Source organism: Salinibacterium sp. SWN248 (assembly GCF_015864575.1).
GTDB lineage: Bacteria > Actinomycetota > Actinomycetes > Actinomycetales > Microbacteriaceae > Rhodoglobus.
In genome coordinates this window covers 2,025,152-2,037,992 of the sequence record NZ_JADYWW010000001.1, presented here as the reverse complement: position 1 = coordinate 2,037,992, position 12,841 = coordinate 2,025,152, and the positions used below count along the sequence as shown (strand labels likewise).

The following is a 12,841-nucleotide window of genomic DNA, read 5'->3' as shown; positions in this document are numbered from 1 at the left end:
GCGCACTGCTGCCACTGTTGGGGAAGTTCCAAGCGAGACGAGCTCAATCCATAGTGAAACGCAGCGTTGTTCTAAAGAGCATTCGCGGTTCACGCTCTAAAGCTGTGAAATTGTTCGAGCGATCTCGAAAGTGCCGCGCACATGACTCTACGTGAATACTTCAACCCTCGACGCGCCAACAATTGAGCGCCTTTTCTCCGTAGATACCCTCGCCGACTATCTGGGCGTGAGCCCCAAAACTCTTTATGACTGGCGCCTGAAGCGCACTGGCCCGCCCGCGATTAAGGTGGGCAGCCAGCTTCGCTGGCGCCCGGCCGCTGTCGAGGCATGGCTTGACGTTCAGGGTCAGCGCTGATGGGCCGCCAGGCTTTGGCCATCGGGGCTTACGGGAAGGTCACGACGACTAAGAAGGCCGGTCGTTTCGTGGCTAAGGCTCGCATCCGTGACTTAGATGGTGTGGTCAGACCCATTGAGGCGTCCGGCGCGAGCAAGTCGGCTGCCGAACATGCGCTACGTGAGCGGATCGCTGACCGGGTAGTCCCAGTGGGTGACGCGGCGCTGACGAGTGAGACCAAGTTGAAGGACCTCGCCCTTTTCTGGCTTGAGGAGCTGCGGGCAGAACGCCGCCTGAACCAAACAACGCTGGAACTCTACGAAAGAGACACCCGAAATCTTGTCCTTCCTCTCCTCGGTGAGTTCCGGCTTCGTGAGCTCACGGTCGGGCGAGTGGATGCAACTCTGAAGAGGTTGGCTCGCGAAGGTGTATCGAAAGGTAAACATGCCCGCGTCGTTCTATCCCTGATGATGGGCTTAGCGACGAGGCACGACGCCATCCCGTCTAATCCCGTCCGGGATGCAGGCCGACTGCCGAAGTCTGACATGACACCCCGTGCTCTTAGTGGCGATGAACTGCACGCTGTGCGCACTGCTCTATCGGAGTGGCGAACCGGGGAGTCTGTCCTTGGCCCGCGTCCAGATGGTCAGCTTGCAACAATCATCGAAGTATTGCTGGGAACATCCACGCGAATCGGCGAAGTCCTGGCTTTGAGGATCTGTGACGTCGATGTCACGACAAGCCCTGCCGTTGTGACGATCGCCGGCACCCTCGTCAACACTAAGCAGGACGGGCTCGTCCGTCAGGACCATCCGAAGAAAGCCCGGCAATCTCGGATGGTTGCCATTCCGGAATTCGCTGCGGAGGCATTGCGGCGCCAAATCGCATCGATGGGGGAGTCGGACCCTGAAACGCTCCTCTTCCGATCGCGGAAGGGAACTGCTTTGTGGCCCAACAATGTAAGGCGTCAGTGGAGGGAAATCCGGGATGGTTCGCTGCTTCTTAGCGGATTGGACCTAACAGCGGTGACACCCCACACGTTCAGGAAAACTGTGGCGACAACGCTCGCGCGTGGGTCGGGAGCCGCCCTTGCCGCGGAGATGCTCGGCCATTCAAGTGAAGAAGTGACGAAACAGCACTACATCGAAGTGCACCCCATGGTGAACCCGCTGACGGCGACGGTGCTAGAGAGCTTGGCGCCAAGAGAAACACGCGAGGCATAATTTCGGCCCGTCTTCAGCCTTAATTCGCCGGCGACAGGCTCCGTCCGCGCACAGGTTTTCTGACCCCGCACCGTGCAGTGTCAAAGCATGGCTATGCCAAAACTCACCGACCCACACGAGCGCTATGCGGAACTGGAATCCAAGGCAACCCGGCGCAGCCCGGAGGAACAGATGTTACTGCTGTTCTTCGTAATTGAGCGCGAAGAGCGGGACGCAATCGGCACGGAGTCGGGCCTGACGCTTAGGCAAGTCTCATGTGTTCTCACGGATCGCGATGGTGAGCAGCTCGTCGCAAAACTCAGGAGGGTTCAGCGTGAAGCTGCGAGGCCTCAAGGGGCGAATCCGATGTTGTCGAGACTTTCAAGCCGGAGATGGTCCATCTAGCTAACTCTTAGACATCATCAGCGGCCGGAAGATGGAGTTCGGTTGATTCTCAACAGGCGACGAATGGCTCTCCGGTCGCATCGATTGTCCAGCCGGAGAGAATCGGACAGTCAGGGATATCTATTGACTCTTAAACGGTAGGTACATAGTTCTAGTCCAAGTCGAGGAGCGAATGCCCCCCAGAATTCGCCGGAATTCAGGGGGTTTCTCTATTTTTTCATCATTTAGATGAGCGAGCGTTAACCGATAGTGTTGCGAAAAAACTACTTCTCATCCTCCAGCACAGGGGCACTCATATGATTCACGGGCTATCTCGTAGTGAGACGTGCAGATTGTCAAGAGCACGCGGATGTAGGCCGCATGACCGCTACGACGACGAGACCCGATTGCCGTGCAAGCCGAGTTCAAAAACTTACCAAAACCTGATAGCAGGTTCTTCGACGTCGTTGTTCACGGATTGACTGACGGAGACGTGGCCTAGCTCGTGTCGCGACGGTGCGGTGTGGGGTGGACGGCGAACAGTCGATCACCTTGCACTGACTGGGACGTTCGCCATGATCGAAGGCGAAATACGTCGAAGAGTGCATCATGGAATGCACGCCGCTACCTGATGAATTCTTGGAGAATAGGCGCGAGCGAGCTGGCAGAAGCAACTCGAACGTGAGCCGCTATGCGTGTACTCGACCCGCAGTGTTCAAAGACCCTTGCTCAACGGCGCCTATTAGCCGTAAGTTTCTTAATGAGGCACGTGGACCCGCTCGCCTGGAACCGATGAAATAGTCAGACGAGCAATCGAAGGGAGACGTGTGACGGCAGAGTGGCAGTCCGACGGGATAGCGTTGCCCGCAGAGCTTGAACAAGCGCTTAAGACAAACACATTGGTGTTGTTCTGCGGCGCGGGAATCTCCGCAGCTCCGCCGTCTTGCCTGCCTGGGTTTCGCGGCTTGGTCGAGGCGGTGGGCAGCGAACTTGGCCGCTCGGACCTTCTTCCTGCAGATCCCAATGCACCAGTTCAGTTCGATGCGGTGATGGGCGAACTAAACGAACTCCAACACGATGTGCATGCGCGGGTGAGCGCTCGACTCAGGACTACAACACAACCGAACTCTTACCATAGGAATCTGCTGCGGATCGGCCAGAGTCAAGCGGATGGCCCAAGGATCGTCACCACGAACTTCGATCTGCTTTTCGAAAACAGTGCGCGAGAAATCGGGCAGTCCCTCCCTGTCTACACGGCTCCCGCTCTTCCCTTGGGGGATGACTTCAGCGGCCTAGTTCACCTACACGGCTCGATCGACTCTGCAAGCGGTCAAAGGATGGTAGTAACGGATACTGACTTCGGTCAGGCCTATATCACTGAGGGATGGGCGACGCAGTTCCTCACCCGAATGTTCGAGCGATACGTCACGCTGTTCGTTGGCTACAGTGCCGACGACACTGTAATGCGCTACCTAACGCGAGCCCTGCCGGCTGATGGAAAGACACGATTCGCGTTCATCGAGGCCGGCCAGCGCGACTCAGCGGCGGCGAGGTGGGGACGGCTCGGTGTGACGCCAATCCCATATCCCTCTCCAGAGGAGGCCCCGCATGCTTCTCTAGAGCTCTTCATCGAGAACTGGAGGAAGCGTCTCACGGGCACATCTGTTGAACGATTTGATCGAATCCGGGCGATATTAGCCGACGGGCCTGACGGACAATCACTCCCAGAACACGAACTTTTATGGTTGCTGAGTGACGCAGAGCACTCCCGTCACTTCAGGAACGGCGCCGACGCAGCGTCCTGGATTCCGCGTTTGGACGCGCTTGGAGTACTCGACAAACTCTTCGACGCTTCTGCGCTTGACAGCGATGATGACGTCGGGTGGGCGCTCTGGGCGGCTAGTTCGTTCGCTTCCGACGATGGGGCGGCGCTTCTCACTGCAGCGGCCCGCCATGGAGGGCGATTAGGAAGAGCGCTTTGGTTCCAGATTTGGCTATGTCTCTTCCAGGGCTATCGGAGGGGCGAGCAGCACAGACAGTGGCTGCTGATGCTCGCTGCCGATCAGTCATCTCGCGACATTGCGCGGTTGTCGAGCCTGCTTCGCGAGGTAGCCGAGAAGGACGCTTCGGCTGCGGAAGTGCTTCTGCATCACTTGCTGATCCCGCAATTGCAGTTCCGTGCCCACAGAGGCTGGCTCGATGAGGGGGACTCCCTTGATGCCGAGATGGTTCTCGCGTTGCAGCAGTCATCAATCCGTGATGCGTGGCCCACGCTCCTGCCGAGCTTGACGGGTCCAGATCATCTGCTCTCAGTGGTGCTCGACTTGATACGAGGTGCTGAGTCGACAGCGACACTATTCAGCGGCCATGACCGCCGACATGTGTTGTCAGCTCGACGCCGAAGGGTGGACGGAGTCGATCAGTATGGCCGCGAAGACCCCTATGTCTTGGTTGTGGACATTGCGCGTGATCTCCTCCGCGAATTCGTTCGCAGCGAAGGCCCCGGGAGACCGCTCCAACTCCTCACCAGTTCATCGGAACTGATCCGACGGCTGGCACTTGATTCTCTCGCTGAGGCGCAGAGCAGTATGGCAGAAGCGATGTTGAATCTCCTTGTTGATCGAAATCTTATCTTCGACACTCCGTACAAGCCGGAGGTCTTCCGACTCCTTAAGGTCATGTACCGCCACGCATCGCTGGGGACGAAGTCACATTTGCTGGCGCATGTCGAGCAACAGGTCGGATGTAACAACGAGACCGAGGTTCGCGACTACGAGCGTTACAACGTGTTGTTGTGGCTAAGTGCAGACATGGCTGAAGAAGACCCTGTGCATGCAACATTGAGTGCGGCAAAGACGGCGCACCCTGACTACGCACCGCGGGATTTCCCTGACGTCGACTTTGGGTTCAGTATTGGCTCGCACGAGGAATCCAACTCCGAAGTCGAAGGACTTTTTCGCGGCAGGCCGATGAGGGAGGTAGTCGCGGCGCTAGCGGGTGATTCGACCCTCGACGACGTCTACGACAACGGTCCCGTGCTTCGTGAGCTGCGCGATTATCTCGATCAGAAACCGAGCGATGTGTTGGGTTTGCTGGATGAGTTCCTCGGCCAGAAGTTGCATTCGGCCGCGGCGTGGACTGTGGCGCTTCAAAGTGCCGTGCATTCGCAATCTCGATGGCGGTCCGCTCCTCTTTTGAAGCGACTTCAGCAGTTGGAATTATCCGTCGACGAGATCGCCCATCAGCTTGTGCATTCAGTAACGCGACCGTCGAGCGAAGAAGGGAAGCCGCTTGGGAACCCCAAAGAACGATGCCGTTTTCTTCTGGGACTTTGGCGATTAGTCTCAATACCGGAATCGGACGAGCCAGCGACTGATCCATCAGAAGCGCATGCAACGGCGCGTGGAGCACTCGCCTACGCCTACGTCGAGACCGCTCTGCGCGCAACCCAAGAACGAGAAAACTCCAGCATTGACACTGAGCTTTTGGAAGGATTCGACGAACTTTTGGCTGCACAGGGCGTGGCCGCGGCCGATCCCAGTGCGATGATGTTAGCCCGATACGCTGGATACATCGTTGATATGGCTCCGGAATGGTCTGATCTCAATCTTAAACCTCGGTTGTCCGCAATTGATGGTTCCCCGCGGTCGCTCAGCTTTTGGGCCGGGGTCCTGACTTCCAACTACTTCTCCAGTTCCCTGATGACGCGCACGCGAGATGCCCTGCGGATCGGGTGGCCAGAAATCTCTAAAACGCTCCCGGCCTCAGTGGAAGCGTTCATCGAAATCCATGCGGCGCAATTCTGTTTCTACACATCCGCTGACGAGCACACTTGGGCTGACCCTTTCATGGCTTTGGCGCCCGTGAAAACGCGGGTGCGCTGGATTCGATCCGTCGCGCGGCACCTTGATGGCAAAGATCCAACGTTCCAAGAGCTGCTCTTCGAACACTGGCGGCACAGACTCGATGGCCAGCCGCCGATTCATGGCGCGGAACAGCGCTCGCTTCTGTACTGGCTGCTGCTCCCGAACATTAACCTCGATCTCGCAGTAGATTTGTTCGTGAGGGGACCTGTGGTGGCGCCGACGGTAGAAGACCAAGGGTTCGACTACTACGACTTGAACGACTTTCCCCGTGATAACAACACTGCCTTCTTGCGAGTGGGATTGCATCTACTTAAAGGTCGAACGCGCTTGCCATCCTTCCTCAATCTGCTCGTTGAGGCCGCCACAGAAGCGGGCGAACAGGACAGCGCACGAGCGCACGAGGTGTGGAGTCGGCTGCTTAGTCTCGGCTATACGCCGGCACGAGCGCACCTCGGAAGTCCGGAAGTGGACGGTTCGGACGGAGCATAAAACGGGATAGCGGTTCCTGTCGACTTATAGTTCGAGTCGATGTGTGCGTCGAAGACGATCACGTTGAATTTTGTAGCGAGATGAGACAAACGGCGCGGAGAGGATTTCCCTTCCGAGCCTCCCGCAGCATAAGAGCAAGGGGGCGATCGTGACTGATGTTGCCGACTATGCAGCCAGCGAATTCCGGAGCCCCATCTGTATGTTGAGGCACAAGTTGATCTCTGACGATAATCCGGTCTCCGAGTTTAATGATGACCAGGCTCGCCCGTCTTCATGAGCAGACACATCCCTATAAAGTCCTCTGTGCGCGCAGAAATATCCCCGACACGATTTCAGCGACCGATAGTATCGGCACGTGGAAGAACCTGAAGGTTTCACTGACCTGAGTGAGAGCATCTGCCTCTCGCACATTATCGATCGCGTGCTTGCGGATCTTGTGCTGAGCGAAGCTGATAGTCGAGAGTGCTCCTATTGCCCCCAATCAGCTGGCGAGGAGGAGCCGGCTTCCGCTGTGTCGATGAACGTTGTAGGGCGCCTCGTTTTTGAAGCCGCGACATGGCTTTACCACGACGGATACGACGAGTTCTTTCACGAGGGCTACCAGGAGCAGTACGACACCGATTACGTCGTGGCAAGTGTGTCAGCCGGCGTCTTCGACCCGAGCATCAGCAGCAATGTCGAGGCTGACATAGGTGAAGCTATTGCAACCCCCTCCTGGTGGGTGGATGCTGCTCTGCACGAGGACTTTCTGTTCTCCTGGCAGAGCTTCGCTGATACCGTTAAATACCAGTCCCGCTTCGTGTACGTTGGTGCGCGAGAACGACAGGGGCGGCGTAACGAGCCCCCGGCGCGTGTCTCTCAGTTTTTGGACGGGCTGGGCACCTACGTGCAGGATGACATGTTAACGGAGTTCTCCTCGGGAGAGAAAATCTACCGAGCACGCATGGTCGAGGATGGGTTCCTGTTCCTTTCCGAAGCCTCGAAGGACCCTGCCTTGAACCTCGGGCCGGCGCCAGCTGGAAAGGCGTCAGCTGGGCGCCTGAACCCGGAGGGCGTCGGGCTCTTCTACGGCGCGACGACGGCTGAAGTTGCGGTCAAGGAGACGGCCCTGCACAGCTTGTACGACGAAGCAGTGGTCGGCGGGTTTAGAACGCAACGTCCTCTGTTGATTCTCGATTTCACAAAACGGCCTGCGTTGCCCAGCATTTTCGACCAAGGTAAACGTCGAGAGTTCCTGTTCGCTCGGTTCGCTGACGACTTTGTCGAGCGTTTGACACAGTCTGTCCGGCTGACAGGAGAGGAGCGCGTCGAGTACGTCGCCACTCAGATCATCGGCGAGTACTTCCGCTGGGCGCCAACGAGGAAGCTCGACGGTATCGCGTGGGAAAGTCACCTACTGAGTCCAGGCGAGGACGGTAAAAACGTCCTCGTCTGGGCGAGTTCAGACGACGTTCGCTCGGACCCGCCCGCCGTTCGTGACACATCAAACGCTGAGATGCGGCATAGTGCGTTTGGAGCATACACGCCTACGCTAACTCTCTCCAGCAGCGATGTTTCGGTATATCGCGCGAAGCGTTTCGTGGCGGTGAAGGGCCCAATACTTCCAGGCGATGATGACCCGTCACCGATGTTCATGAACGGGTAGTCGGTTCGGTAAGCTCGGATTTCAGGGCTAACTGCGTGGCTTGGACAGATGATATTTCGAGCGAGCATCACTGTCGTCGCGCGCCAGCGCCGTTTGGTTTTTCGTTTATCGGAATCATTCGACCAGCCGACCACTGGATAATTATTAGAGCAAGTTTCGCAGCGCCGTAGTCGGTTTCGGACCAGCGATGCGGAACACTAATCGCGGCTGCTTTCACCCACGCTTTGGTGAGCCGGAGTGAAGTTCCGTTGCTGTGGATGACCGAAGCAAAACGGCTGGTCACAGAATGGCTGTGGGATGGCGATGGTGCGCCCAAAGGATTCCGAGATTTCATTCGCAGCCAGACTCGGGAGTTTGTCGTGCCAAAGAAATTCCCGAAGGGAGCGCGACTGGATACCTCGTTGAGCAGCGAAAAGTCCTCCCCCTGCGCTGCGGGCAGTTCCACGGTCAATCTCGGGTTGAATCTCCAATTTCTCTAGTGCAGAAAAATGTGCCGGACGGCGGCCGTCTCGGTGGATCGTACGCTTTTCACATTCCGACTATGGGGGTAGCTACCTACAGGCTTCAAACGGCGCTCCGGTCGCATCAATTGACCAATCGGCGAGAAGCAGACAGTCCGGGATGGCCGGTGAGGTGAACACGACAACCTCATCAACTATTTGAAATCGAAGCACATTTTCGGTTGGGTCGGCACCTAAGTACTCTGCCTCGCACAGCTCGCGCAGTGCATCTCTCACCATCATGTTGACCGATGTTTGGTCGTAGCGGTCACGATCCCCAGTCAAGATGACTCGCACCTCCAAATCGATCACATCTACAAGTGGTGCGCGCCAAGTGGCGCGAAGAGACAAGTGCACATTGAGGTCGCTCGGGCAATATGCGAGGAGCTCTGAATCTGCTGTCTGAGCAACTTCAGGCGGCCCGGGATGAGCTCTCCCTGCTTCTTCGTCCATGCGTGACTTCAAACGACGGAGCGCTCGCTCGGCACGCAGCCTCAACAGTTCTTCGTATGAGGATTCACTCCCGAGAGACCAGATGTCGATGTCGGTCACGACTGTGCGCTTCTTTACGTCATGGGAGAGCAGCTTTCGGTCCCAGTGCAGCCGCTCAAGGTTCGCCGCGTGCAGCATGTGCCATTTGAGTTCTTCGACGGTTTGGTCCGCGTGCATCACTTCGAGTTCGTGCAAGATTCTGACGCTCGGCACCCAAGCCGCGACTTCTGGGGTCCACTCGTTGGTTGACTTCAATTCGTATGCGTACGAGAGCCAGCGGGATGCATCCTCGGCGGAGGGGAATGAGCGTGAGGCACTGTAGCGCGCACCGTCTGGGCCTGAGTAAGCGGCGAGAAAACGCGATCCAGAAGAGGACCGGATGCTTCCAAAACCTCGACGTTGCTTTCGGGCTGATTTTGACGGTGAATCGGTGTCCATGGAGATGACCCTAGTGGAAACAAGTGTCATTTGATCAGCACTTTTCCAACTTGCTTGAGCGATACTGGTTCGATCCCAGTATCGTGCAAGGGCCCCGATTCACTTCCCTTTCGACCTCGATCGGGCCCGCGTTCGCGAACATTGTTCCGAAAAGAAGAGCTCTTGGTTGGCTCTAGTCGAAGACGAGTGAAGTCCGAAAGTGACGACTCGGGAGGGATCTTCGTTTCAGCTCTGCGTGGGATCTCGCCACGCCATGGGCTCGCCCAAGTCTCGGAGTGAGCTCACCTTTATGCGGATCAATCGTTTTCCGATTCTTACCGCCTCTATTTCTCCGTCATAGATCATTCGCCGGATCGTTTTCGTACTGCAACGGAGAATCTCTGCGGCCTCGGCGATGGTGGTCCAATCGGGATCGCGAGGGGGCTCCGTTTGTGTCGTCATGCGAGGAAGCTACTCCTGTGGTGTCCAAACAGTGAGCCTTATCTGTCCACGCTCGATCGAGTCTTGCCGCGCATAGACGTGGCGGGCGCGGAAGGACCGGCCTAGAAAGGTCGTTTCCGTGGCGCTATTAGCTGAAGGCATATCGAAGCTCGTCGCCGAGTTCATGGAGGAAGATCCATTCGCTGCGGCGGAGTATCGTGCTGAACGGGGCGAGAGTGCATCCGGGCCACGTGCCGAACGGTGGGCTGCTTACGTCCGACGAGTCGACTTGTTCTTCTCGACTTTCCGGCGTATGCCGCGAGCCTCGTCCTTGGGCGCAAGTGGGGATAGAAATGAAGCAGCTTTGCATGCTTGGGTCACGCGTCAGCGAAAGAATGAGTCCCGCCTCAGTGAATTTCAGTTTCTGAGGCTTGATTCGATTCCGGGATTCTCATGGTCGCCGCGGGAGGATCAGTGGGCGTTGGTTTTTGAAAAGACTCAGGTTTTTTTAGTGACGTTTGAGCGACAGCCGCGACGAAGGTCCGCTGATCCCCATGAGCGGAAGCTCGCCGGTTGGATTCGCTCGCAGAACACGCAAATCGTACAGAACCGAATGCGTCAGAACCGAGTTCAGGCGGTGCGTCAATGGCGGGACGCACTTCCGCACCCAGCGCGACAGACATGGCTGTCCGCGGAAGCGTTGAGAACCATCGACGGGATCGGGCGCGGCTTGGATCGATGAGGGACGCGCACAGAACAACGGGTGCTCGTGAAACGTCGAAGGGCAGCGCCTGGAATCGCCTAGGGCACCGGGACGCTCTCACGGGAATCGCTGCCATCGGTTCGAACGAACGTCACGCTGCGCAGATCGACGCGCGAATTGACACGCGCATCGACGAGATGACCATGCGCGGCACGCCCGATACGCTCTCGGGCCAGGGGCTTGAGCTCGATATTCAACCGCTCACGAAAAATCCGCTGCTGGTGTCCGCCCGCGCATGGGTGTGACGCGCCGGCCGAACGATGAAACTCGACGCCGAAGTTGTTGCGCGGGCCTCTAGCCTAAGCAGCCAAATGGACGACGCCAGCGGGGAGCGGCAGCGTGCGTGGGTATGGGGCCTCGGCGGTTGATTGAGGAGAATAGAAGACGGGCGCCTACGGCTAGGGCGCCAAACCGAATTTCATATCCCGATCGAAGGCCACTAACGGGTATCGGAATTCTGTGAACTCATCGCGCATGGCAAAGCGTTCTGGGTGAATCGCTCCGCCGTCATCAGGGGTTGGGCTCTCGTATATCTGCTCTCCGCAATGAAGCAAAGACGCTCAGAACAATATTAGAATGGCACTTATGCGGATAAGGTGCATTCTAATTCACAAAGGTTGGAGCTAAGTGGCTCAGCGCGAACACCCAATCTCTACTTCCGCGACTGCTGCGCTGCAAATTTTGGGCTCGCAGATCGCTGCGGGTCGACGAAACCGTCGTTGGACGGCTAGGGAGCTTGCTGGCCGCGCCGCGATCTCGCCGCGAACGCTCCGTAACGTCGAACAAGGCATACCCTCTGCGTCTATCGGGATTGTTTTCGAGCTCGCCGTTCTCGTGGGCGTCCCGCTGTACGGCGCGACCGAGGCCCAGTTACGTGACGTTCGAATTAGGGCGACAGATCGTCTGGCGCTTCTGCCGGAGCGAGTCCGAGAGCCGGCGATTGTGATCGATGGTGACTTCTAAGCCGCTTCATTGATCGACGCCCTACGACTGAGGTGCAAGTTACGACAGTCCACAGGCACCGCCGTTGGAGCTCATTTTCGATCCGCTCGCAAATAGTCAGACGAGGCGAAGCCTAAATCCGCTAATGGAAGCAGCTTTGTCGGAAAAATACCGTTGCCACTTCGCCGCTGAGGAACAAGAACCCGGTCTATCCGTTAGCTTTCTCTGGTTCAAGGATCCATATATAGCGAACGTTGGATGGCGAACTCAGAGGCACACCAGTTCCGTTTCCTAGCTAATGTGCGCGGCTATTCCTCGGCGCACTTGTTGCGCTTAGCCGCTTGGCTTCAGGAACAGCGACGTCATCAACTCCGCCTCTCGCCCTCAAGATGGCTCTCCTCGAATCCCTCGGGGCTTCGAATGGAGCGCTCACGAGGACGCGTGGGATCGCCAGCTTCAACGCTGGACAGCTCTCATACAAGAAAAGGACCGGGAGCCGATATTCGCCGCGCGAGAGGTAGGAGACACGGGCCGCGACGTGGGCGATCCGTCAGCGATGCCTCGGGCGCCTCGACCGATTTCCAACCATCGCCTAATCCGATCGGCCGACACTCCGGGCTCTGAGCAGACAATTCGCGGGCGTATCGGCGCTGCGTTGTATTGTCGCCTTCACGGCGGATGACCTTTTGGGGCGCAAAAAGGGCATCTCGAATCTGCCTCCGGTGATGCGCATATCGATGGCCAGAAAATAATCGGAGGCTTCAGGCAACTTCCGGAGATACGTGCTCTTACGGAGCGCCGGAGAGTAACTCTTAGAACCCTGCAGAGCGGTCGGCTAAACCCGCAACGTAGTTGGCAATTTCCGCGGAGATCCCTTCGGCTGTCGCGAAAGATTGGTTCTTCTCATCCTGCTGTCCTCGAAATCTCACGACGCCAGACCTCGAAGAAGCAGCAACGTATCGTTTGGTCCGCTTTTGCTATTTCGATCAAGCCGATCGGCCAAGGACAAGACTTGGGACAAGTTTTGATCATGCGCCCAGATGTTCTCTGTTTCGTAGAGGACGACGTTTGCAGTGCTTTCCACTTGAGTGAATTCGTCGATGAAAGTTCTTAGGTTCGCCGGGCTCAAGTAGGCCGTGTAGTCCAGACCTCCGCGGCGCGCGGCGTTCTCCGCGTGCCGACTGACATTCGACAACAGGCTGCTCGTCAGGAGAGCATGCATATTTTTAGAACTGATGCTCAAAGCGTGGGGCGTCGCTCGGGCAGCGATCCATGATTTAAGTAGCAAGTCGGGGCGTGGATGTGTTCGCAGCCGCGCGATTTTTCCCCGCAACCTATTGCGAACCGTGGGGGACACTTCGGGAAT

The 12,841-nt window shown here is 57.4% G+C and carries 9 protein-coding genes; 7 read left to right on the top strand and 2 right to left on the bottom strand.

From position 1 onward, the window contains the following. Positions 1-151: 151 nt before the first annotated feature. From I6E73_RS09780 to I6E73_RS09760, 5 genes are all read left to right on the top strand, one after another. Positions 152-355, top strand: coding sequence for a helix-turn-helix domain-containing protein (locus I6E73_RS09780; RefSeq protein ID WP_307783896.1), 204 nt, complete (start codon positions 152-154; stop codon positions 353-355). Between the two features lie 68 nt (positions 356-423). After that, positions 424-1,557 (top strand): tyrosine-type recombinase/integrase, encoded by a 1,134-nt coding sequence (locus tag I6E73_RS14870; RefSeq protein WP_197124933.1) that lies wholly within the window; start codon positions 424-426, stop codon positions 1,555-1,557. A gap of 1,190 nt (positions 1,558-2,747) precedes the next feature. Then, on the top strand, positions 2,748-6,275 hold the full coding sequence (locus tag I6E73_RS09770) for an SIR2 family protein (RefSeq protein WP_197124930.1): 3,528 nt from the start codon (positions 2,748-2,750) through the stop codon (positions 6,273-6,275). Positions 6,276-6,630: 355 nt separating this feature from the next. After that, positions 6,631-7,920, top strand: a complete 1,290-nt coding sequence (locus tag I6E73_RS09765) for an RES domain-containing protein (RefSeq protein ID WP_197124928.1) — start codon at positions 6,631-6,633, stop codon at positions 7,918-7,920. 257 nt (positions 7,921-8,177) lie between these two features. Beyond that, positions 8,178-8,399, top strand: a complete 222-nt coding sequence (locus tag I6E73_RS09760) for a hypothetical protein (protein WP_197124926.1) — start codon at positions 8,178-8,180, stop codon at positions 8,397-8,399. A gap of 72 nt (positions 8,400-8,471) precedes the next feature. Here I6E73_RS09760 and I6E73_RS09755 read toward each other — a convergent pair whose 3' ends face one another. After that, positions 8,472-9,167 carry a hypothetical protein gene (locus tag I6E73_RS09755; protein WP_197124924.1) on the bottom strand — a complete coding sequence of 232 codons (696 nt, stop codon included), beginning with the start codon at positions 9,165-9,167 and terminating at the stop codon, positions 8,472-8,474. Positions 9,168-9,575: 408 nt separating this feature from the next. After that, a complete protein-coding gene (locus I6E73_RS14980; RefSeq protein ID WP_197124922.1) occupies positions 9,576-9,791 on the bottom strand; it encodes a helix-turn-helix domain-containing protein in 216 nt (71 codons plus the stop codon). Positions 9,792-10,508: 717 nt separating this feature from the next. Here I6E73_RS14980 and I6E73_RS09745 point away from each other — a divergent pair. Together I6E73_RS09745 and I6E73_RS14975 are read left to right on the top strand one after the other, a co-directional pair. Next, positions 10,509-10,778, top strand: coding sequence for a hypothetical protein (locus tag I6E73_RS09745; RefSeq protein WP_197124920.1), 270 nt, complete (start codon positions 10,509-10,511; stop codon positions 10,776-10,778). 382 nt (positions 10,779-11,160) lie between these two features. Continuing rightward, the gene (locus I6E73_RS14975; protein WP_197124918.1) at positions 11,161-11,496 is read left to right on the top strand and encodes a helix-turn-helix transcriptional regulator; all 336 of its coding nucleotides are present in this window, start codon (positions 11,161-11,163) and stop codon (positions 11,494-11,496) included. The last annotated feature ends 1,345 nt before the right edge of the window (positions 11,497-12,841 follow it).

Bases quoted from the DNA above. Each gene is read 5' to 3' on its own strand.
- I6E73_RS09760 (WP_197124926.1), top strand. From the start codon at position 8,178: ATGACCGAAGCAAAACGGCTGGTCACAGAATGGCTGTGGGATGGCGAT.
- I6E73_RS14980 (WP_197124922.1), bottom strand. From the start codon at position 9,791: ATGACGACACAAACGGAGCCCCCTCGCGATCCCGATTGGACCACCATC.
- I6E73_RS09745 (WP_197124920.1), top strand. From the start codon at position 10,509: ATGAGGGACGCGCACAGAACAACGGGTGCTCGTGAAACGTCGAAGGGC.